The organism is Nonomuraea sp. 10N515B (assembly GCF_052245915.1).
Lineage (GTDB): Bacteria > Actinomycetota > Actinomycetes > Streptosporangiales > Streptosporangiaceae > Nonomuraea.
The window spans coordinates 192500-212701 of sequence record NZ_JBQQBQ010000006.1; the positions used below are offsets into that span (position 1 = coordinate 192500).

Consider the following 20202-nt stretch of genomic DNA (forward strand, 5'->3'; position numbering starts at 1 on the left):
CCTGCCTAGATGGCGATGTAGAGGTCCGCGCCCTGCGGGTGATGCACTTCGAGGTCCGTCGTGTACGAACGCGACGGCGTGCCGCCCGACTCGGTGTGCTTCCACACCCGCTGCCACGCCTCGACGAGCGACTGCGGCATCGGCCCGCGCGCCTCCACCCTCAGCGCCTGCCCGGCGGGCACCCGCACGGCCACCATGCCCTCGGGCAGCCGCGGCACCGTGCGCACGCCGATGCCGACGATCTGTGTGTAGGCCCCGTTGTGGTCGCTTTCGTAGTCGGTCAGCACGGCATAAAGGTTTTCATCGACGCGGCCGGGCACGTGCGCGAAGGCCCCGGGCGCGCCGGCCCGCTGCCACAACGCAGGCAGCTTGGCCCGTGCCGGATCCATCTCGTCGGCATTGGTAGTGCGTATGACGTAGCCGACGACGGTCAACTCGGCCCGTTCGGTGACATCCACAGACCCTCCCTCCCCCAAAAGTGTCCCGGCCGATCATAAGCCCCCGCGAAAGGGGGAAACTCCTTGGTGACGAATCACCGCATATGATGGACGAACGTGAAATTCCTTAATGGCCTCGAGCCGCACCACGATCTGACCTACAGCGACGTATTCATGGTCCCGTCGCGCTCCTCGATCGGATCACGGCTCGCAGTCGACCTGTCCACCCACGACGGCACCGGCACGACCATCCCCGTCGTCGTGGCCAACATGACCGCGGTCGCCGGCCGGCGCATGGCCGAGACCGTGGCCCGGCGGGGCGGCCTCGCCGTGATCCCGCAGGACATACCGCTGGACGTCGTGGCGAACGTCGTCGACTGGGTCAAGAAGCGCGACCTCGTCCACGACACGCCGCTGACGCTGACGCCGCACGACACCGTGGGCGAGGCACTGCAGCTCCTGCCCAAGCGGGCGCACAACGCGATCATCGTGGTCGACTGGGACAACCGGCCCGTCGGCGTCGTCACCGACGCCGACTGCCAGGGCGTGGACATGTACACGCAGCTGTCGCAGGTCATGTCGAGCGAACTGCTGACGCTGCCGGCCGGCCTCGATCCGCGGACCGCGTTCGACCGGCTGCACGAGGGCCGGCACCGGCTGGCGCCCATCGTGGACGCCGACGGGCGGCTGGTCGGCATCCTCACCCGCACCGGCGCGCTGCGCGCCACCCTCTACCAGCCCGCGGTCGACGCCCAGGGACGGCTGCGCATCGCGGCGGCGGTCGGCGTGAACGGCGACGTGGCCGCCAGGGCGAAGGAGCTGCTGGAGGCCGGGATCGACGGCCTGGTCGTGGACACCGCGCACGGCCACCAGGAGAAGATGCTCTCCGCCCTGCGCTCCGTCAAGGCCCTCGACCCCGGCGTGCCCGTCGCGGCGGGCAACGTGGTGACGGCGGGCGGCGTACGCGACCTGGTGGACGCCGGGGCCGACATCATCAAGGTCGGGGTGGGCCCGGGGGCCATGTGCACGACGCGGATGATGACCGGGGTGGGGCGGCCTCAGTTCTCCGCCGTGCTCGAGTGCTCCGCCGAGGCCCGCCGGCTGGGGCGGCACGTGTGGGCGGACGGCGGCGTGCGCCACCCGCGCGACGTGGCGCTGGCGCTGGCCGCCGGGGCGGCGAACGTGATGATCGGGTCGTGGTTCGCCGGCACGTACGAGTCGCCGGGCGACACCCACACCGACGCGAACGGGCGCAAGTACAAGGAGAACTACGGCATGGCCTCCGCGCGGGCCGTGCGGCTCAGGACGGCCGAGGACTCGGCGTTCGAGCGGGCCAGGAAGGCGTTGTTCGAGGAGGGCATCTCGACGTCCAGGATGTACCTGGACCCGAAGCGGCCCAGCGTGGAGGACCAGATCGACGCGATCGTGGCGGGGCTGCGGTCGGCGTGCACGTACGCGGGGGCCTCGGATCTGGAGGAGTTCCACGCGCAGGCGGTCGTGGGGATCCAGAGCTCGTCGGGGTACGCCGAGGGGATGCCGTTGCACCAGAGCTGGTGACATCCCAGCGGGCGCGGGCGGGCGGTTGCGTTGGGCGGAGGCGGGCGGGCGTGGCGTGCGATCAGGTTTCGGTGCGCCGCCAGCCGCCGGCCGCGTGGATGCCGCCGTCCACGTGCACCGTTGTCCCCGTGACGAACCTCGCCAGGTCGCTCGCCAGGAACACGGCCGCCCCGGCCGCGTCCGCGGGGTCGCCGAGGTGACCGAGGGGCGGATTGCGTACCGGCTCGTAGGGCAGCGGGCGCGCCAGCATGTGCTCGCGCACACCCGCCTCACCCTCGGTCGGCAGCGCGTCGGGCGCGATCGCGTTCACTCTGATGCCCCTGGGCGCCAGCTCCAGGGCCAGGGACTTCGTCAGGCTCTCCAGGGCGGCCTTCATCGCCGCGTACACCGCGAATCCCGGCGCCGCCTGATGGGCCTCGCTCGACGTCACATTGATGATCGAGGAGCCGGGGAGCATCATCGGCAACAGATGCCGGATCATGCCGGTGACCTGCGTGAAGTTCTCTTCGATGAGAGCCTGCTCGCCGCGCGGTGAGGTGTCGGCGAACGCGGCGTGGAAAGTGCCGCCCGCGTTGTTGACCAGCACGTCGACGCGGCCCCATCGTTCCCGTACGGCCTGGGCGAACACCTCCACCGCCGCCTGGTCGCGCACGTCGAGCGTCATCGCCACCTCGGCGTGCGGCGTGTCACGGTCGCAGCTCGCGACGTGGGCGCCGAACGCGGCGAACGTCTCCGCGATCGCCAGCCCGATGCCTCGGGCCGCCCCCGTGACCACGGCGACGCGCCCGGTGAGCAGGATCGCGTCGGGTGTGATGGCGGTCATGAACGATGACGATATCCCGAGCGCATAGAGTCGTCGGGTTCACATTTCATCGTCCGTCATCGTTATCAGGAGCACGTCGTGGCACTCGAAAAGCCCGAGATCGACTTCCCCGAAGGCAACCCGCCCACCGACCTGGAGATCGTCGACCTGGTGGAGGGCGACGGCCCGGAGGCCAAGCCCGGGCATCGCGTCCGCGTCCACTACGTGGGCGTCGCCTTCTCGACCGGGGAGGAGTTCGACGCCTCGTGGAACCGCGGGGACGCGTTCGAGTTCCCGCTCGGCGGGGGGCGCGTCATCGCGGGCTGGGACCAGGGAGTCGCCGGCATGAAGGTCGGTGGCCGGCGCAAGCTCGTCATCCCGCCGCACCTGGGGTACGGCAGCCGCGGCGCGGGCGCGCGCATCAAGCCGAACGAGACGCTCATCTTCGTCGTCGACCTGCTCGGCGTCAGCTGACCTGCGTCCCGTCCGTCAGCTGACGACCTTCACCACCGTCAGCTGACGGACGCCGGCAGGCGATCAGCCAACGCACAGCCGGTCACCATACGGCGCTCGACACACGGCGCTCGAGACCGGGTAGGGAATGTCGGCGGCGTGAGGCACGATAGGCGTGTGCTTCTGATCGACGTGGTGCGAGTTTCCGAGGCGGTGACGCGCACGTCCGCCAGGCTTGGCAAGATCGCCCACCTGGCGGAGCTGCTGGGCCGGGTCGGCCCGGACGAGGCGGAGATCGCGATCTCCTACCTTTCTGGCGAGCTGCCTCAGCGGCAGGTGGGCGTTGGCTGGCGCACACTGGAGGACCTGCCCGAGCCCAAACTGGCCGCCACCGCCACACTGACCACGGTCGACGCGTTGCTGACGAGGATCAAGGCCGTCTCAGGCCCGGGCTCACAGGCGGCGCGCAGGGCCCTGGTGGCCGAGCTGTTCGCCGGGTTGACGAGCCAGGAGCAGCAGTTCATGCGCCGGCTGCTGCATGGCGAGCTGCGGCAGGGCGCGCTCGACGGCGTCATGATCGAAGCGGTGGCCAAGGCGTCCGGCGCGCCGTCGGCGGACGTGCGGCGCGCGCTGACCTTGCGCGGCTGGCTCCCCGCTGTCGGCGCGGCCGCGCTGAGCGGTGGGGTGGTGGCGCTGCACGCATTCCGCTTGGAGGTCGGCCGGGCGGTCGCCCCCATGCTGGCCGGCAGCGCGCCCAACGTCGCCGCGGCCCTGGACAAGGCGGGCACGCCGGCGGCGCTGGAGTGGAAGCTCGACGGCATACGCGTTCAGGCCCACCGCTCCGGCTCCGAGGTGAAAGTCTTCACCCGTACGCTCGACGACATCACGCCGCAAGTGCCCGAGTTGGTCGAGGCCGTGCTGGAGATGCCGTCGGAGGATCTGGTACTGGACGGTGAGGTGATCGCGCTGCGCCCCGACGGCCGCCCGCACCCGTTCCAGGTCACGGCGAGCCGGGCCGGCAGCAAGACCAACGTCGCCCAGTTGCGCGACCAGACGCCGCTGAGCGTGTTCTTCTTCGACGCGCTGCGCGTGGACGGCGCCGACCTGCTCGATCTCACCTATGCGCAACGGCAGGAGGCGCTGGCCCGCACGGTCCCGCAGGGCCTGCTGACGCCGCGGCTGGTCACGGGAGACGTGTCGGAGGCAGAGAAGTTCTTCACCGATGTGGTGAAGGCCGGTCATGAGGGCTTGGTGGTGAAGTCCCTGTCGTCCCCCTACGCGGCGGGCCGCCGGGGCGCAGGCTGGATCAAGGTCAAGCCCCGCCACACCCTCGACCTGGTGGTCCTGGCCGCCGAGTGGGGGCATGGCCGGCGCGAGGGCAAGCTGTCCAACCTCCACCTGGGCGCCCGCGATCCGGAGGGCGGCTTCGTGATGCTCGGCAAGACCTTCAAGGGCCTGACGGACGAGCTGCTGGCCTGGCAGACCGCGCGTTTCCTGGAGCTGGCCGAAGGGCCGACCGACACCTGGACGGTCAACGTCCGGCCCGAACTGGTGGTGGAGATCGCCTTCGACGCCGTCCAGCGCTCGCCCCGCTATCCGGGCGGCATGGCCCTGCGCTTCGCCCGGGTCCTGCGCTATCGCCTGGACAAGCGGGTGGAGGACGCCGACACGGTGGAAACCGTCCGCTCCCTCATGTTCTGACCTCTGACGTCATTCATGTTCAGGGCGCTGACGTCGCTCACGTTCTGACGCCTCAGTGCCTCACGCCTGACCTCTGAACGTCTCCCCTGTTCCGACCGCCGTTGGACGTCACCCCTGTTCCGACCGCTGACGCCCTTCGCGTTCTGACGCCTCACGGCCTCGCGTTCTGATCTTTGACTCCTGCGGACCGGTTATGGACGTTGCCCGCGCGCTTCCAGCCGGTGACGTGACGCGGCACGGTTGTCCCGAACTCCCAAGATCCATGGCACAGATTGGCGTTATGGGCGATCTTGCGAGCTAAGTGAGATACATCACTGAATGTCGCATTATGTTGTCTTTACCTGCCGTTTGTCGCATATGTTCGTCCTCACCGCGCGGACCCCCTGCCGCGCCGACGGATCGGCCACCGCACACCCCTCCCACCCTGCGGACCGGCCTTTCCCTTCCCTAGCCCCTACCTAGGACCGTGGTTTACCTTGGGCCTGCATTCCCACAAGCCGTCCTCCGCAGGCAGACGCCGCTGGACCGCCATAGCCGTGGGGACCGCCGTCCTCGCCACCGCCTCGTCCGCCGCATGGGCGGCCCTCGCCAACGACGACTTCCCCAAGCACACCGCCGCCTCTGCCGCAGCAGCCCAGGGATCGGCCCCCAGCACCGGACCGGCGGCGGCCAACGAAGCCGCCCGCCAATCCGCACCGAAGACCCCCTCCCCCGCCCCCAAGCCGCCGTCGGCCGCCCTCCCGAACCCGACCAAGCCCGCGGAACAATCGGTGAAGCCGACTGATCAGCCGACCAAGCCCACCGAGGCGTCGGCCAAGCCCTCGCAGCAGCCGGTCAAGGCCAAGACCGAGGTCGCGAAGCCCAAGGTCCGCGTCCTGTCGTCCGGCTCATGCGGCGCCTCGTTCTATGACGAACCCCAGATGACGGCCAGCGGCGAGCGCTTCAACCCCTCCGCCATGACCGCCGCCCACAAGACCCTCCCCCTGGGCAGCAAGGTCCGCGTGACGAACCCCAACACCGGCGAATCGGTCACGGTCCGCATCAACGACCGGGGTCCGTACATCGGCGGTCGCTGCCTCGACCTCTCCGCCGCCGCCTTCTCCGCCATCGGCAACACCGGCGCGGGCGTCATGAGGGTCAGGTACGAGGTCCTGGCCCGCTGACGTCCGCAGAAATCACGATCACGCGAAATATGGGCGAGAGCTCATTTGACCAGGCGAATGGTCATGGGATAGCGGAAGTTGCTCTCCGAGAGCGCGGAGACGCCGCCGACGATGGCGAGCACGACGGACGCGACCCAAATGACCGGCACCAGCACGATGCCGATCACGGTGAACGGCAGCAAGAACGTCGCGCCGACCACCGTGATCTGGAAGTTGAGCGCCTCTAGTGCGTGCCTGCGAATGTAGGGCGACGTCCTGCCGCCGGTGAGCAGCAGAATCAACGGGCCCGCGATCGGAATCCCGAGAAGGACGAGGAGGTGGGCGGCGGCCGCGCCGAGGCGCTCGTTGCTTTCCGGCGCGCCGGTGATCGGCTGCGGACGCACCGGAGCCGGCCGCGGGGCGAGCTGGGGCGCGACCTGGGTGCCGTACAGCTCGGTCATGATGGGCATCAGGTCCCCGTGGGTACGCGCGGTCATCGCGCGCTCCAGCCGGTCGTCGAACTCGAGCTTGTCGAAGCGGCCTTCCGCGTACGCCGCCTTGACGTGCTCGACCACGTGCTCTCGGTCCTGGTTGGTGGCGCGCAAATGCGCTGGCGGCACCTGTCCCGGCCCGGGGGTTGTCGGTACCCCAGCCATAGTCGCCATGCCTCTCCTTAGGTAATTGAGCAGTCCCCCTCATACTGCGTCGCCAATGCCGCGGGTGGTATCGGGAGAATCCCGGATATGTCCCCTAGATCATCCCCGACGCACGCGGGCTCCAGACGGTATAAAAAGGATGCATGAGATGGCGAGACCGCTACGGCCTTCGTCGGCAGCGCGGCCCTAAGGTTGCGAAGTTCGACCGTGAGGCGACAGACGCCGACATCGAAGCGCTTATCGCCTTTGCCCGTTCGCGGCGTGGCGTTGAGTTCTATGTCGAGCCAGAGACGTTCGCCACCGACACCACGGCTGTGGCGGTGGCCGACGACGGTGAGTGGACCAGGCGAAGGGTCGGATCCCCCGCGGTGATTCACAAGGTCGCCCGTGATCTTGCCCTTCCGGTGTACGACGTTCAGCTCACGGGGTATCCGCCGCGCATGCGTGCTTATAACGAGCGGCGGCGCCGCGAGGAAGGAACCCTCTAGTCCAGCCCGATCGTCACCCCGCACCCTCGGCCCCCTTTCGTCCCCGATCACTTCCCTTCCGACCCCACCCTCGTTTCCCGATCGTCACCACGACTCCTACGTGCGTTTCGCTTCTCCGCCCTTTCGCCGTTCTCCGGCCCGAGGCTCTTTGGGGAGGAGGGCCGAGGGGCGCGGGAAAGGCGCTCAGTGCGAACCTGTCCGGGCACGTCCCCCCGCCGTGGTGAACCTCTTCGAGGACCGGCCCTTCGAGGTGCGGGTCAAGCAGCCGACGACGGCGTCGCCCACCCGCACAGTGCCGGGCGTAGGCGACTCGCACGGTGCCAGGCGTAGGCAACCCGCACAATCCCGGGCGTAGGCGACCCGCACAATCCCGGGCGTAGGCGGTGGCCAGGCCACCGCTCGGCGGGTAGTGGAGCGAGGGGCGCAGGGCCGAGGTCATTCGAGAGGGACGGTCGGGTCTTCCTCGTCCAGGAGGTTGACCAGCGGGAGGAGCCAGCCTGCGTGCGCGCGGCCCATGGCCGCGTCGAGCTCGGCAGGGGTGGGCATGCGGTCTCGCATGATGGCTGGGGACAGCAGGTTTTGGACCGCGTGCATGAGGAGATTCGCCATCGAGTAGGCGGGGTCGATGGTCAGAGCGCGTTCGAGGGCGATGGTGGCCTGCACGCTGTTTCCCGCCCGCCAGGCCGCCATGGCCAGCAGGGACGCGGCCGGCGGGATGAAACGGGGCTCGAGCCTGCGGGTCAGGTCTTTCCACAGCGAGGCATGGGAATCGCGCATGAGCGTCCACGCCTCGTCGCGAACCCTGGTGATCGCGAGGTCGAGGCCCAGCCTCGCCGCTTCCTCGTCGCGCAGTCGGCCGCCTTCGGCGTGCGTGGTCAGCGCCGATCGGACGCGTGCCAGGCCTTCCGCCACGTAGTGCCGGGCGAAGGCGTCGAGGTCCGCGCCGGCCGCCGCCAGTCTGGACCTGAGCTCCGCGATCGCGTCGGCCGTGGCGCGGCGCATCGCCATCCGTACGGGGCCCGTGACGGGCGCTACGGTGCGTTCCAGGGCCTCGCGGTCGGGAAGGGCGACCAGACCCCGCACAGTCGCCTCGGCTGCGATCTGGCTCGTCGAAGGGTCGTAGGGCGTGCCCTCCGCCGGGCAACACGCCGGTAGATCGCAGACGTATGACCAGTAGCGGCCCTCATGGGCCCGCAGTGCCTCACCAACGTGGACCTCGGCCTTGGCCGCCAGGAGCCTGGCCTCGTCCACTACGGGCGTGACCACGTCTCCTGCGCCGTAGCCGATGATGACGACCTGGGTGACGCCCTCTCGGTCGAGCAGGGGCGGCAGTGGGGCGAGCGCGTCCGGTGGGAGCGGCAGACCCCATCTGACCACCATCTTGGCCTGGCCGCGGTCGAGCCCGATGATGACGAGGCTGTCGCTCGGGTGAAAGCCAACAAGGTAGGGGACGGCGGCCAGGATGTCGGCGGGGGTGGTGAGGGTGAGGCACGACCCGGAGAAGGGCGGGGAAGCGGAGGAGGCGGATGGGGAGGCGTTGGTCGTCATGGACGGAAGGGTGCCGGGCGGGGCGGTAGCGGCGTGGGGCCGAACGCGGTTCTGGGGATGAGGGCGGGTTCCTCGGTCGGCCTGTGGAAACCGCAGAGCGCCCCCGGCGGGCCGGCCTGGCCAGGGCGGGCTAGAGCTGGCCGGAGCGGCCGGAGCGGGCTAGCGCGGGCACACGCGGCCGGAGCGGGCTAACGCGGGACAGGGCGGGCCAGCCAGGGCGGGCCAGGCCTAGGGCGGGCGGAGGCGGCAGGCTCGCGTCAGGCGGGCGTCCCGGGGCCCGGCGTCAAAGGGCCCGGATGGGCGGGGGCCAGGCGGTTGCGTACTAGGAGCGCGGCGCCCGCCACCGCGGCCGGCATGGCGATCACTGCCACGAACGGCACCAGGAACAGCAGGAACACCGCCACCCCGAACCCCAGCGCACTGGCCTTGTTCGCGCGCAGGAGCGCGAAGCGCTGCTTGCGGGCCATGCCCCGCCGCTCCAGCGCCAGCGTGGTGAGCTCGACTGTCAGGAAAAATCCGGACACGGCGGCCCCCAGCACCGGCACCACGGTCTGCCCGACGACGGGCACGAAGCCCAGGAAGAACAGCGGCACCGTGAACAGCAGCACATAGAACAGCGTCACCAGGCTGTCCCTGATCGAGCGCGGCAGCGTACGCCAGAACGGCTGCTCGTCCTCGCGCTCGAGCGCGTCCACCGCCGATGACAACTTCTCGTAGAACGGCTCCCCGATCGCCAGGGTGACCGCCGCGAAGGTCAGCACCGCCACGGCCAGCCCGGCCAGCACCAGCGCGATGCCGATCAGCGTGCGGAACACCTCGCGCCAGCTCCACGAGTCCGCGAACGGCGTCAGGAACTCGGCCACCTCACTGGCGTTGGTGCCGAGGAAGATCAGCGCCACCACGTAGATGGAGAACGCGACCAGCGCCGGGATCAGCCCGAACGCCCACCACCGCCCGTTCCTGGCCACCCACCCGAACCCCTGGAGGAAGAACCCTATGCCGGAGGTGAAGTCACGCACTGATCGCATGCCCGGCAGGCTAACGCCAGAACGCGGTCACCGCGTAGCCCAGCTCCGCGAACAGGTCACGAAGCAGCGGCAACGAGATGCCGAGCACGTTGCCGTGGTCGCCCTCGATCCCCTCGACGAACCACCCGCCGCGCCCCTCGATGCTGAACCCCCCGGCCAGGTTGAGCGGCTCGCCGGTGGCGGCGTAGGCGGCGATCTCCTCATCGGACGGCTGGCCGAAGCGGACCACGGTCGTGGCCACCTCCGCGACCTGCCGCCCGGTCGCAACGTCGATCAGGCAGTGGCCCGTCACGAGGCGGCCGGTGCGGCCGCGCATCAGCCGCCACCGCTGCACGACCTCCTCCTCGGAGGCCGGCTTGCCGTAGGGGCGGCCGTCGAGCTCGAGGATGGAGTCGCAGCCGATGACCAGCCCCTCGTCGAGCCCGCTCGCCACGGCCTCCGCCTTCGCCTTGGCCAGCATCAGGCTGAGCGCGGCGGGGCTGTGCGCGGTGTAGGCGTCCTCGTCGACCCCGCTGACGATCACTTTGGGGTCGAGGCCGGCACTGCGCAGGAGGGCCAGTCGGGCGTTGGAAGCTGAGGCCAGAACGATCACCGCACCAGCCTACCGGCCCTCACCAGTCGGAGTTCGACCTGCCCGGAGTGGAGTGCCCCTGCTCCGGCTCGCGCGAGGGTCCCGGCTCCAGTTCGCCGTACGCCCCGTACGACATGTCCGTCGCGAGCTCCCTCCCCACGTACGGCCAGCCCGGCACGGCGCTGCCGAAGATGTTCGATAGCAGCCCGTCGAGCGCCTCCCCCAGGCCGCCGGGCACCGCCTCCCGCTCCCGCTCCAGCTCGCGGGCCACGTCCCTGGCGTCCATGTCGTGGCGCGCCGCCCGGTCGGCCAGCAGGAACATCACCATGGGGGCGATGAGCGGCAGCAGCTTCATGACGGCGCCGGTGTCGATCCCGGCGAGCCGCGCCAACCCCGCCGCGGCCTGCTCGGTCCCCTGGCCGCCGAGCACGTGTCCGAGGATGCCGTGCCCGTCTCGGGTCAGCGAGGCCACGTCGCCGTTGAACGGGTCGGCGTCTACGTGGTCTTCCAACGCCCCGCGCAGCGCCTCGGCGCCGTCCGGGTGCTGGGCGTTGCGGGCAAGGCCGCCGACGATGATGCCGCTCACGGCCTGGACGACGTCGCGGGCCTGGGCCGGGCCGGTGCCGAGCATTCCGGCGACCTGTTCAACACCCGGCTCTCCGAGCTGCTCGAGAAGCTCGTCGTGCAGCGTCACCGCTCTCCCCCGATCCTCGTCGGGGGAGAGCTTCCCGAGACACCATCGAGCCAATGCCCGTCTTGCGCTAATTCTCGGAAAATCTATTACTGGACGGCGGCCGTGGACCGGCTGGCCACGCCGGCGGCGGCGTACGCGCTCACCTCGTCGAGCGTCTCGTGCTCCAGCAGGGCGGCCACGATGCCCTCGAGCTTGTCGCGGTTGTCGGTGAGCACCTGGATGGCGCGTTCGTAGCACTCGTCCACGATGCGCCGCGCCTCCTCGTCGACCATGGCGAGGGTGACGGGCGAGGCCTGCGGCGGCTGACCGTCGTTGGGCAGGATGGTCAGCGGGCCGATCTTCTCCGACATGCCCCACCGGCCGACCATGCCGCGGGCGATCATGGTGACCTGTTCGAGGTCGTTCTCGGCGCCGGTGGTGATGACGCCGTACACGACCTGCTCGGCCGCCATGCCGCCGAGCGCGCCGGTGATGCGGCCGCGAAGATATTGCTCGTCGTAGGCGTACCGGTCGGTGTCCGGGGTGGACAGCGTGACGCCGAGCGCCCGGCCGCGCGGGATGATCGAGATCTTCCTGACCGGGTCGGCGCCCGGCTGGAGCATGCCGAGCAGCGCGTGGCCGGCCTCGTGGTAGGCGGTCCTGGTGCGCTCCTCCTCGGGCATCACGATGCTGCGGGCCGCGCCGAGCTGCAGCTTCTCCAGCGCGTCGGCGAAGTCGGCCATCGTGACCTTCTCCTTGCCGCGCTTGGCGGCGAGCAGGGCGGCCTCGTTGACCAGGTTCGCCAGGTCGGCGCCGGTCATGCCGGGCGTGGTCTTGGCGAGCTGGTCGAGGGCCACCTCCCCGTCCAGCGGCACGCCGCGCGAGTGCACCCCGAGGATCGCGGTACGTCCGGCCGCGTCGGGCAACCCGACCTGCACCGTACGGTCGAAGCGCCCGGGACGCAGCAGCGCCGGGTCGAGGACCTCGGGACGGTTGGTGGCCCCGATGACGATCACGCCCTCGGCCCCGGAGAAGCCGTCCATCTCGGTGAGGATCTGGTTGAGCGTCTGCTCGCGCTCGTCGTGGCCGCCGATGCCGCCGGCGCCGCCCCTGGCGCGGCCGATGGCGTCGATCTCGTCGATGAACACGATCGACGGCGCCACCTTCCGCGCCTCCTCGAACAGGTCGCGCACCCGCGAGGCGCCCACGCCGACGATCATCTCGATGAACTCGGAGGCGGAGGCGGAGAAGTAGGGCACCTTGGCCTCGCCCGCGACCGCCCTGGCCAGCAGGGTCTTGCCGGTGCCGGGAGGGCCGGCGAGCAGCACGCCCTTGGGCAGCTTGGCGCCGAGCCTGCGGTATTTGCCGGGGTCCTTGAGGTAGTCGACGACCTCGACGAGCTCGTTCTCGACCTCGTCGATGCCCGCGACGTCCTCGAACGTGACGCGTACCTTGGCGGCCTCGACGGGCTTGGTCGCCTTGGACTTGCCGAGGCCGCCCAGGCCGCCGCCCATCATGCTGGCGCCGCGCCGCATGATCCAGATCCACAGGCCGGCCAGCAGCAGCACGGGCAGCAGCGACAGCAGCAGGTTGGAGAAGAAGCCGCGGGTGATCGGCTGCGAGGTGATCTCGACCTGGCCGGTCGCGAGCTGCTGGTCGAGCTGGTCGGTGTTGGCGAAGGCCGGGATCTCGGTGGCGAACTTGGTGTACGACTCGCCGGTCTCGGGGTTCTTCGCCCCAGACCTCAGGTCGCCCTCGACCGACAGGCCCTGGGCATAGATGTCCTTGACGTTCTTGGCGTCCACCTGCTTGGTGAACTCGGTGTACGAGATCGTCTCGACGGATCCGCTGTCGACGAAGGACGACACGACGAAAAAGGCCGCGTACACCACAAGCAAGGTGACGACGAATCGCCACCAGTTGATCTTGGGCTTGCCTCCCGGCAGCCCTTCAGAGCGCCAGGGCGGCTTGCCCTTGCCCTTCTCCGCTGACTGCGGCGGTCCAGAGCGTTCCACGGCGTCACTCCCCATATCGCCGCAACCATGATCTTTCTAGCCTAGAACACGCACCCCGGACACCACTCGACCGATGTCCCGCCACTGCTTTCGCTGCGCGTCAGGCACTGTGACGAACACCAGACCGGGCTTGCTCATTCCCCCGTCCATGATCACGACGGCCGCCCGCGACGTGTGCTTGCCGTAGGTGACGCGGTAGACGAGCATCCAGCCGCGCTTGACGGGTTGCGAGGCGAGCCAGCTGATCTTGGCGCCCTTGGGGTGGTGGTTGAGCGTCCAGCGGGCGGCCAGCAACGCCGTGTCGCGCGCGGAGTCCTGCGCCATGATCGGCAGCGGGCAGGTGACGACCATGCCGCGCAGGCTGGTCCCGCGCGTCTTGGGAAGCACCTGCTTGGTGCTGAACGGCGCGGGCCCGTACGACTTCCACGGCTTGGGGAGGTTGGGCAGGGCCAGGCCGGTGCGCTCGTCCTTGACGACCTGCCGGGACGGCGACGACAGGGACATGCGCTTGACCGCGCCGGTCAGGCGGGGGACGCGTGGGTCGGCGGCCAGCGCCTCCATGGGCGTGTAGCCGGGCGCGAGGGTCGGGCCGGGGCTCGGCGTGGCCCGTTCCACAGGCGCGTCACCGGCCGCGGGGCTGGCCGAAACGGTGGGGCCGGCCGACACGGTGGCGCTCGCCGAAACGGTGGGGCCGGACGAGGACGGCGCGGCCGGCGGCGCGGTTACCGGCCGCGCGACGACCTCGTCCGGCTCCGGCGGGAGCACCGCGACCACCGTCGCGGCGACTGCCACGACGGCGGCGACCACGGCGAGCCCCCGGTACACGTCCCGCATGCGGAGGTCTCCGATGCGGGAGCGTCTGGGCGGAGAAACAGGGGTTCCAGGCCTGGTGACGGTTCTCACTCGGGAACCCTTGATCTCATCTTCCCCATCGAGCACGACGGGAGCGTACGACATATCCCGCCATTACGCCCAGGAAGCTACCGAAGTGCAATCATGGGCTCGTGGAACAGGTGGAGCTGCGATTCGACCACGCCTCGCAAGCGTCTCAAACACACACGAATCTCTCAGCGATCCGGCAGAGCGCGAACGGTCTCTGGGTCGCCGGCGACGAGACCGCGACCTTCGAGCATCTGGCGTGGTCGGGCGACCACTTCGGAGACCAGCACACCTACCGGCTGGCCGACTACGTCGACCTGCCCGCGGGTCCGGAGGACGAGGCCGACATCGAGGGCATGGCCCGGGCGAACGGCTGGCTCTGGCTGGTCGGCTCGCACAGCATGAAGCGCAAGCGGGTCAAGTCGAAGGACCCGGACAAGGCCGCCGACCGGCTCGCCACGGTGATCAGGGAAGAGAACCGGTTCATCCTGGCCCGCCTGCCGCTGCACGACGAGGTCCCCGGTCCCGGCGCGATCCTGGCCGGGACGCACAACCTCACCGCGCACCTGCGCGAGGACCGGCACCTCGCTCCGTTCCTGGCGCTGCCGGGCAAGGACAACGGCTTCGACGTCGAGGGCATCGCCGTCGTCTCGGAACAGGTCTACATCGGGTTGCGCGGCCCGGTGCTGCGCGGCTGGGCGGTGGTTCTCGAGTTGCGGCTCGACGACTCCGGCCGGCGGCGGCTGCGCCTGCGGGAGCCGTACCGCAAGCACTTCCTGGACCTGGACGGGCTGGGCGTGCGGGACCTGTGCCCGGACGGCGACTCGCTGCTGCTGCTCACCGGCCCCACCATGGACCTCGACGGCCCGGTGCGCATCGTGCGCTGGCGGCCGGCCGAGCGGCAGGGCCTCGTGCCCAAGGACGAGCTGGAGATCGTGCGCGAGCTCCCCTACGGCGTGGGCTGCGACCATCCCGAGGGCCTGGCGCGGCTGGACGACGGCAGGCTCATGGTCGTGTACGACAGCCCGTCACCCGCGCGGATCACCCCGGCGGGCGGCGTGCTGGCGGACGTGTTCACGATCTAGGGACCCGCCCGTGCGCTACCTGCGGTGAGTCGCTGAACGCGACCCGCCGTAGAGCCAGGGCGCGTCCGCCACGAACGTGCACGAGCCCGGCTCGATCTCGGTGAACCCGGCGTCGCGCACCACGGGCAGCCCGGCGGCCACCTTGGCGGGGAAATCGTCCCGGGCGGCCGTGCGGACCGAGACGGCGAGCCCGTTCGCCCGCCAGGCCGCCCGCTCGGCCGCGTCGCTGGCCCACCAGGCGAGCTGGGCGGCGTGCCCGGCCTGTGCCATGGCCTTGCCCGCGGACATCTCCAGCTCCGGGTTGGCCCACAGGATCGGCGGCTCGACCGGCGGCGGCTCGGCGCTGTCGACCAGCTCGGTGCCTCCCACCTGGAGTCGCGCCAGGTCTTTCGGCCAGCCGTCGAGTGGCACGGGCGGGTGCACGCGCACCTCCGCCGTGCGGTGCTCGACGGTGCGCCCGGGCAGCGCGATCGCGCGGCGCCACTCGGCGCCCCTGGCCCGGCGCACGACCTTGCGGATCTTGCCGGTGGACTGCCAGGCATGGAGTTCGGCGGCCCACTCCCCCGGATCGTCGAGCAGGCTCAGCACCGCCATGGCGGCGGCTTCCAGCGCGTCGGTGCGCTCAGGGGGTGTGGCCCGCTCGATCCTGACCACGAGCGGCAGCACATACAGTTCGTTCATCGCCCTCTAGCTTGCCCGATCGCCAGGGACATGCCGGCGGCCAGGAGGCAGAGGGCGCCGGCGCCGTACCAGGCGAGGTCGTAGGCGCCCAGGTGGTCGCGAGTGAGGCCGGCGCCGACGGCCGCGATCGCGGCGCCGATCTGGTGCGAGCCGAACACCCAGCCGAAGACCACGGCCCCGTCGGCGCCGTAGATGCGCCGGCACAGCGCCACCGTGGGCGGCACGGTCGCCACCCAGTCCAGCCCGTAGAACACGATGAAGATCAGCATGCTGGGCTCGGTCGTGGCCGCGAACAGGCTGGGCAGCACCATCAGCGACAGCCCGCGCAGCCCGTAGTAGACGCCGAGCAGGATCTTGGGGTTGATCCGGTCGCTGAGCCAGCCGGAGGCGACCGTGCCCACGATGTCGAAGATCCCGATGACCGCCAGCAGAGAGGCCGCGACCGGCTCGGCCATGCCGTGGTCGTGTGCGGCGGGGATGAAGTGGGTGCCGACCAGCCCGTTCGTACTCATTCCGCAGATCGCGAAGCCGCCCGCGAGCAGCCAGAACGGCCGCGTCCTGGCCGCCTGGGCGAGCACGGTGACCGCCCGGACGGCCGCGTTGACCTTGCCGGGTTCGGTACGCACCGCGCCCGGCTCCGCGCCCAGGGCCGTCGTACCGACGTCCGCTGGATGGTCGCGCAGCAGCCACCAGACGAACGGCACCACGGCCAGCGCCGACCCGGCGACGGCGAGCGAGGCGACCCGCCATCCCGGCCCCTGGGCAAGGTGAGCCAGCACCGGCAGGAAGATCAGCTGCCCGGTGGCGCCCGCCGCGGTGAGGATGCCGGTGACCAGCCCGCGGTGCCTGACGAACCACCGGTCGACCACGGTCGCGGCGAACACGAGCGCCATCGACCCGGTCCCGAGCCCCACGAACACGCCCCAGAGCAGCAGCAGCTGCCAGCTCGCGGTCATCACGACGGTGAGCCCGCTGCCCACCGCGATCAGCAGCAGGGCGATCGCGACCACGCGGCGCATGCCGAAGCGGTCCATCAGCGCGGCGGCGAACGGCGCGGTCAGCCCGTAGAGCACCAGGTTGATCGACACGGCCAGCGAGATCGTGCCGGTGGACCAGCCGAACTCCTCCCGCAGCGGGGTGATCAGCACGCCTGGGGTGGCGCGGAAGCCGGCGGCGCCGAGGATCGCCACGAAGGCGACGGCCGCCACGTACCAGGCCCTGTGGAGCTTGCGGCGGGTGGTGGCCGCGGGGGTGGTGCTCAACGTCATGCGCCAATCATGATTTATCTCCTTACATGGTCGCGAGTGGCCGGAAAGTCAATATGTGAAAGAATCTGGCCATGCCGCATCGCATCGCCGTCGTGGTGCTCAACCACTTCGCCCCGCTCGACCTCGGCGTGCCCGGCCAGGTGTTCTGGTCGGCGGAGACGCCGGAGGGCGAGAAGTTGTACGAGGTGGTGACCTGCTCCGAGGGCCGGCAGCCGGTCCGCTGCTCGGCCGGCTACAGCGTCCTGCCCGACCACGACCTCGACGTGCTGGACACGGCCGACACGGTCCTCGTGCCCGGCATCCACGCGGGCCGGGCGATGAAGGACGGCACGATCTCGGACACCCTGTACGCGGCGCTCCAGGGCCGCCCGCGGACGATGTCGATCTGCACGGGGTCGTTCGTGCTGGCGGCCGCCGGCCTGCTCGACGGGCGCCCGGCCACCACGCACTGGCGCGAGGCGGCCCGCTTCGCCGCGCTGTTCCCGGAGGTGAAGCTGGACGCCGACGTGTTGTTCGTCGACGACGGCGATGTGCTGACCTCGGCCGGGGTGGCGGCGGGGATGGACCTGTGCCTGCACGTGATCAGGCGCGACCACGGCAGCGAGGTGGCCAACCGCGCCGCCCGCCGCTGCGTCATGCCGCCGTGGCGGGAAGGCGGCCAGGCGCAGTACGTCGAGCGCCCCCTTCCGTACGAGGCCGCCGGCGGCACCGCCGCCACCCGCGCGTGGATGCTGGCCCAGCTCGAGACCCCGCTCGATCTGAGCGCGCTCGCCGAGCACGCCAGGATGAGCGTGCGCACGTTCACCAGGCGCTTTCGCGAGGAGACCGGCGTGAGCCCGGCCAAGTGGCTGACCGGGCAGCGGGTGCAGCACGCCAGGCACCTGCTGGAGACGACGGACCTCGGGGTGGAGGAGGTGGCCAGGTGGGCGGGCTTCGGCACGGCGGTCTCGCTGCGCCAGCACCTGCACGCGGCGGTGGGGGTGGCGCCACTGGCCTATCGGCACACGTTCCGCCGCACCTGATCCCCCTCCACCGCATCCCTTGCCCGAATACTCCCCTCTGCCCCTACAATCGGCGCCAGGAAGATCACCAAGGAAAGGTCGTCGCATGACCGAGGCGGACCGCGTACCCTCCGGGATCGACCCGAACGTGCCCAGCGTCGCCCGCATGTACGACTACTACCTCGGTGGCCGGGACAACTTCGCCGCCGACCGCGAAGCGGCCGAGAAGATGATCGAGATCGGCCGGCAGATGGGCAACGACGCCCGGGAGATCGCCCTGGCCAACCGGGGCTTCCTCGGCCGGGCGGTGCGGATGCTGGCCGAGGCGGGCGTGCGCCAGTTCGTCGACATCGGCGCGGGGCTGCCCACCCAGGACAACGTCCACCAGGTGGCGCGGCGGCACGGGGCCGGCTCCCGCGTCGTCTACGTGGACAACGACCCGATCGTGCTCGTCCACGCCCGCGCGCTGCTGGCCAGGGACCCGGACGTGCTCGCACTGGAAGGCGACCTGAAGGACCCGGACGCGATCCTGGACGACCCGCGCGTGGCCGGACATCTCGACCTGTCCCAGCCGTACGCGGTCCTGCTGGTCTCCGTGCTGCACTTCATCACCGACGACACCGAGGCGCGCCGGATCGTCGCCCGTCTCCGCGAGCGCCTGGGCCCGGACGGCTATCTGGTGCTGTCGCACCTGTACGCGGGCGACGCCGCGGACGACGTCACCGAGGCCAGCCGTCAGGTCTATTCGCGTACCTCGCCGGGCGGCCTGGCGCGGCGCGGCTACGACGAGATCGCCGCGTACTTCGACGGTTTGGACCTGCTCGGCCCCGGCGTCGTGCCGGTCGCCGACTGGGCCCAGGACGCCTCCCCCGACGGCTCGTACGATCTCGTCAGGTCCGGCATCCTGGCCGGCGTGGGCCGCGTACGCGGATAAATCATCGAACACCGTCCCTCGCGTACAGCACGGTGGTGGCGGCCCGGACCGCGCCGAAGGCGACGCCGAGCAGCACCGTGACGGCGAGCCATCCCACGTCGAGCGCGGACAGGCCCTGCTTCGCCAGGCCGTGCACGCCGACCGCGACCAGCACGACCGGCGGCACGTAGACATCCTTGGCGATCGATCCGGAAGCACGCCGGGACGAGGTCGTCGACGCGGTGTTCCGCGTCGTGCGGCGCGCGGGCTTCGAGCAGGCGTCCCTGCGCAACGTGGCCGAGGAGGCCGGGCTGGCCATCGGCTCGGTCAGGCACTACTTCGACGGCCACACGGACCTGATGGTGTTCGCGATGCGGGCCTCGCTCGACCGGGTGAGCGCCCGGCTGACGGAGCGGGTCGGCCCGCTGCTGGCCACCCAGGACGAGGACGAGCGGGCCGAGGGCGTCGAGCTGATGTTGTCGGAGCTCCTGCCGCTGGACGAGCGGCGGCGGGACGAGGCCACCGTCTGGCTGGCGTTCGCGACGGCCGCCCGCACCCGGCCCGAGCTGCGGCCGCTCGCACGCGAGTCCTACGATGGCATGCGCACCCTGGTGCGGCGGATCATGGACGGGATCGCCCGGCGCGGCGAGCGCGCCGCCCCTCTGGACTCTCACGGACCAGTGTGCCCGTACGCGTTAGATTGAGGGCATGTCCCTGACCCTCGATTTCGTCAGCACGATCAGGGCCGATCGTTCTGGATTGATCGACCTGCTGGCCGACGTGGACGCCATGACGGCGTGGGTGCGCGAGCATGCGGCCGAACTGGACGTCGATCCCGGCTTCACCGCGACGGAGGAGGCGCGCGAGGAGATCGTGCGGCTGCGCCAGGCCGTACGCGCGCTGTTCGCCAGAGCCGTGGCCCCGGAGCCGCCGAGCCGGGCGGATGCGGCCCGCCTGCCCACGCTCGCGGAGTCGCTGGCCTTGGTCAACGCCATCGCCCTGGCCGCGCCCCGGGCCCCGCAACTGTCCTGGAACGGGCAACCGACCCTCCTCACGGTCCCCGCCGTGGAGGCCGAACCGTCTGTACGGGCGCGTGGCGCGCTCGCGACGGCCGCCGTGGAGTTCTTGGCGGGGCCGGAGCGCACGCAGTTGCGTACCTGCCAGGCGCCGCGCTGCGTGCTCTATTTCATCAAGGAACACCCACGTCAGGAGTGGTGCTCGACCGCCTGCGGCAACCGTGCGAGAGCAGCCAGACACTACCGGGAACACAAGAAATAACTCTATCTAACGCTTGCAGAGCCGAT

General features: G+C 70.6%; 22 protein-coding genes. 10 read left to right on the forward strand and 12 right to left on the reverse strand.

From position 1 onward, the window contains the following. Positions 1-5 precede the first annotated feature (5 nt). Positions 6-458 carry a GyrI-like domain-containing protein gene (locus ACTWQA_RS11120; RefSeq protein ID WP_305922504.1) on the reverse strand — a complete coding sequence of 151 codons (453 nt, stop codon included), beginning with the start codon at positions 456-458 and terminating at the stop codon, positions 6-8. Between the two features lie 96 nt (positions 459-554). Here ACTWQA_RS11120 and ACTWQA_RS11125 point away from each other — a divergent pair, with 96 nt between their 5' ends. Beyond that, positions 555-1994 (forward strand): GuaB1 family IMP dehydrogenase-related protein, encoded by a 1440-nt coding sequence (locus ACTWQA_RS11125; RefSeq protein ID WP_443159160.1) that lies wholly within the window; start codon positions 555-557, stop codon positions 1992-1994. A 61-nt stretch (positions 1995-2055) separates the two neighbouring features. Here the strand turns inward: ACTWQA_RS11125 and ACTWQA_RS11130 are convergent, their stop codons facing one another. Continuing rightward, a complete protein-coding gene (locus ACTWQA_RS11130; protein WP_443159161.1) occupies positions 2056-2817 on the reverse strand; it encodes an SDR family NAD(P)-dependent oxidoreductase in 762 nt (253 codons plus the stop codon). 78 nt (positions 2818-2895) lie between these two features. Here ACTWQA_RS11130 and ACTWQA_RS11135 point away from each other — a divergent pair, with 78 nt between their 5' ends. The 3 genes from ACTWQA_RS11135 (at position 2896) to ACTWQA_RS11145 (ending at position 6113) form a co-directional block, all read left to right on the forward strand. Then, positions 2896-3270: an FKBP-type peptidyl-prolyl cis-trans isomerase gene (locus tag ACTWQA_RS11135; RefSeq protein ID WP_305922501.1), complete on the forward strand. Its 375-nt coding sequence runs from the start codon at positions 2896-2898 to the stop codon at positions 3268-3270. 156 nt (positions 3271-3426) lie between these two features. Next, entirely contained in the window at positions 3427-4950 is a 1524-nt protein-coding gene (locus ACTWQA_RS11140) for an ATP-dependent DNA ligase (RefSeq protein WP_443159162.1), read from the forward strand. A 536-nt stretch (positions 4951-5486) separates the two neighbouring features. Then, a complete protein-coding gene (locus tag ACTWQA_RS11145) occupies positions 5487-6113 on the forward strand; it encodes a septal ring lytic transglycosylase RlpA family protein (protein WP_443159163.1) in 627 nt (208 codons plus the stop codon). A gap of 41 nt (positions 6114-6154) precedes the next feature. On the opposite strand, the gene ACTWQA_RS11150 is transcribed toward ACTWQA_RS11145, so the two are convergent. Further along, complete coding sequence (locus ACTWQA_RS11150; RefSeq protein WP_443159164.1) at positions 6155-6757, reverse strand: DUF1707 and DUF4870 domain-containing protein; 603 nt, start codon at positions 6755-6757, stop codon at positions 6155-6157. 134 nt (positions 6758-6891) lie between these two features. On the opposite strand from ACTWQA_RS11150, the gene ACTWQA_RS11155 reads away from it, so the two are divergent. After that, positions 6892-7236, forward strand: a complete 345-nt coding sequence (locus tag ACTWQA_RS11155; protein ID WP_305922499.1) for a hypothetical protein — start codon at positions 6892-6894, stop codon at positions 7234-7236. Positions 7237-7671: 435 nt separating this feature from the next. Here the strand turns inward: ACTWQA_RS11155 and ACTWQA_RS11160 are convergent, their stop codons facing one another. From ACTWQA_RS11160 to ACTWQA_RS11185, 6 genes are all read right to left on the reverse strand, one after another. Continuing rightward, positions 7672-8784, reverse strand: a complete 1113-nt coding sequence (locus ACTWQA_RS11160; RefSeq protein ID WP_443159165.1) for a DUF4192 domain-containing protein — start codon at positions 8782-8784, stop codon at positions 7672-7674. Positions 8785-9041: 257 nt separating this feature from the next. Further along, on the reverse strand, positions 9042-9812 hold the full coding sequence (locus ACTWQA_RS11165) for an EI24 domain-containing protein (RefSeq protein ID WP_443159166.1): 771 nt from the start codon (positions 9810-9812) through the stop codon (positions 9042-9044). Between the two features lie 10 nt (positions 9813-9822). Continuing rightward, complete coding sequence (locus ACTWQA_RS11170; protein ID WP_443159167.1) at positions 9823-10404, reverse strand: Maf family protein; 582 nt, start codon at positions 10402-10404, stop codon at positions 9823-9825. A 19-nt stretch (positions 10405-10423) separates the two neighbouring features. Next, complete coding sequence (locus ACTWQA_RS11175) at positions 10424-11077, reverse strand: DUF937 domain-containing protein (protein ID WP_443159168.1); 654 nt, start codon at positions 11075-11077, stop codon at positions 10424-10426. Between the two features lie 86 nt (positions 11078-11163). Next, positions 11164-13071 (reverse strand): ATP-dependent zinc metalloprotease FtsH, encoded by a 1908-nt coding sequence (ftsH, locus tag ACTWQA_RS11180; RefSeq protein ID WP_443159169.1) that lies wholly within the window; start codon positions 13069-13071, stop codon positions 11164-11166. A 36-nt stretch (positions 13072-13107) separates the two neighbouring features. After that, positions 13108-13905, reverse strand: a complete 798-nt coding sequence (locus ACTWQA_RS11185) for a hypothetical protein (protein ID WP_443159170.1) — start codon at positions 13903-13905, stop codon at positions 13108-13110. Positions 13906-14075: 170 nt separating this feature from the next. On the opposite strand from ACTWQA_RS11185, the gene ACTWQA_RS11190 reads away from it, so the two are divergent. Further along, complete coding sequence (locus ACTWQA_RS11190) at positions 14076-15035, forward strand: DUF3616 domain-containing protein (RefSeq protein WP_443159171.1); 960 nt, start codon at positions 14076-14078, stop codon at positions 15033-15035. A gap of 15 nt (positions 15036-15050) precedes the next feature. Here the strand turns inward: ACTWQA_RS11190 and ACTWQA_RS11195 are convergent, their stop codons facing one another. Together ACTWQA_RS11195 and ACTWQA_RS11200 are read right to left on the reverse strand one after the other, a co-directional pair. Continuing rightward, positions 15051-15716 carry a peptidyl-tRNA hydrolase gene (locus ACTWQA_RS11195; RefSeq protein WP_443159172.1) on the reverse strand — a complete coding sequence of 222 codons (666 nt, stop codon included), beginning with the start codon at positions 15714-15716 and terminating at the stop codon, positions 15051-15053. Then, complete coding sequence (locus tag ACTWQA_RS11200; RefSeq protein WP_327590185.1) at positions 15713-16984, reverse strand: MFS transporter; 1272 nt, start codon at positions 16982-16984, stop codon at positions 15713-15715. The genes ACTWQA_RS11195 and ACTWQA_RS11200 overlap by 4 nt, the downstream gene beginning before the upstream one ends. Before the next feature lie 71 nt (positions 16985-17055). Here ACTWQA_RS11200 and ACTWQA_RS11205 point away from each other — a divergent pair, with 71 nt between their 5' ends. Together ACTWQA_RS11205 and ACTWQA_RS11210 are read left to right on the forward strand one after the other, a co-directional pair. Further along, positions 17056-18006 (forward strand): GlxA family transcriptional regulator, encoded by a 951-nt coding sequence (locus tag ACTWQA_RS11205; RefSeq protein WP_443159173.1) that lies wholly within the window; start codon positions 17056-17058, stop codon positions 18004-18006. An 85-nt stretch (positions 18007-18091) separates the two neighbouring features. After that, complete coding sequence (locus tag ACTWQA_RS11210) at positions 18092-18919, forward strand: SAM-dependent methyltransferase (RefSeq protein WP_443159174.1); 828 nt, start codon at positions 18092-18094, stop codon at positions 18917-18919. A 1-nt stretch (position 18920) separates the two neighbouring features. Here ACTWQA_RS11210 and ACTWQA_RS11215 read toward each other — a convergent pair whose 3' ends face one another. Beyond that, a complete protein-coding gene (locus tag ACTWQA_RS11215; RefSeq protein WP_443159175.1) occupies positions 18921-19085 on the reverse strand; it encodes a hypothetical protein in 165 nt (54 codons plus the stop codon). A gap of 10 nt (positions 19086-19095) precedes the next feature. Between ACTWQA_RS11215 and ACTWQA_RS11220 the strand changes: the two genes are divergently transcribed. Together ACTWQA_RS11220 and ACTWQA_RS11225 are read left to right on the forward strand one after the other, a co-directional pair. Next, positions 19096-19602: a TetR/AcrR family transcriptional regulator gene (locus tag ACTWQA_RS11220; protein ID WP_443159176.1), complete on the forward strand. Its 507-nt coding sequence runs from the start codon at positions 19096-19098 to the stop codon at positions 19600-19602. Positions 19603-19606: 4 nt separating this feature from the next. Further along, complete coding sequence (locus tag ACTWQA_RS11225; RefSeq protein WP_443159177.1) at positions 19607-20176, forward strand: CGNR zinc finger domain-containing protein; 570 nt, start codon at positions 19607-19609, stop codon at positions 20174-20176. The last annotated feature ends 26 nt before the right edge of the window (positions 20177-20202 follow it).

What these genes read in the sequence shown, in the direction of transcription:
- ACTWQA_RS11130 (WP_443159161.1), bottom strand. Translation starts at nt 2,817, where the DNA reads ATGACCGCCATCACACCCGACGCGATCCTGCTCACCGGGCGCGTCGCC.
- ACTWQA_RS11150 (WP_443159164.1), bottom strand. Translation starts at nt 6,757, where the DNA reads ATGGCGACTATGGCTGGGGTACCGACAACCCCCGGGCCGGGACAGGTG.
- ACTWQA_RS11155 (WP_305922499.1), top strand. Translation starts at nt 6,892, where the DNA reads ATGAGATGGCGAGACCGCTACGGCCTTCGTCGGCAGCGCGGCCCTAAG.
- ACTWQA_RS11160 (WP_443159165.1), bottom strand. Translation starts at nt 8,784, where the DNA reads ATGACGACCAACGCCTCCCCATCCGCCTCCTCCGCTTCCCCGCCCTTC.
- ACTWQA_RS11165 (WP_443159166.1), bottom strand. Translation starts at nt 9,812, where the DNA reads ATGCGATCAGTGCGTGACTTCACCTCCGGCATAGGGTTCTTCCTCCAG.
- ACTWQA_RS11185 (WP_443159170.1), bottom strand. Translation starts at nt 13,905, where the DNA reads ATGCGGGACGTGTACCGGGGGCTCGCCGTGGTCGCCGCCGTCGTGGCA.
- ACTWQA_RS11195 (WP_443159172.1), bottom strand. Translation starts at nt 15,716, where the DNA reads ATGAACGAACTGTATGTGCTGCCGCTCGTGGTCAGGATCGAGCGGGCC.
- ACTWQA_RS11200 (WP_327590185.1), bottom strand. Translation starts at nt 16,984, where the DNA reads ATGACGTTGAGCACCACCCCCGCGGCCACCACCCGCCGCAAGCTCCAC.
- ACTWQA_RS11205 (WP_443159173.1), top strand. Translation starts at nt 17,056, where the DNA reads ATGCCGCATCGCATCGCCGTCGTGGTGCTCAACCACTTCGCCCCGCTC.
- ACTWQA_RS11210 (WP_443159174.1), top strand. Translation starts at nt 18,092, where the DNA reads ATGACCGAGGCGGACCGCGTACCCTCCGGGATCGACCCGAACGTGCCC.
- ACTWQA_RS11225 (WP_443159177.1), top strand. Translation starts at nt 19,607, where the DNA reads ATGTCCCTGACCCTCGATTTCGTCAGCACGATCAGGGCCGATCGTTCT.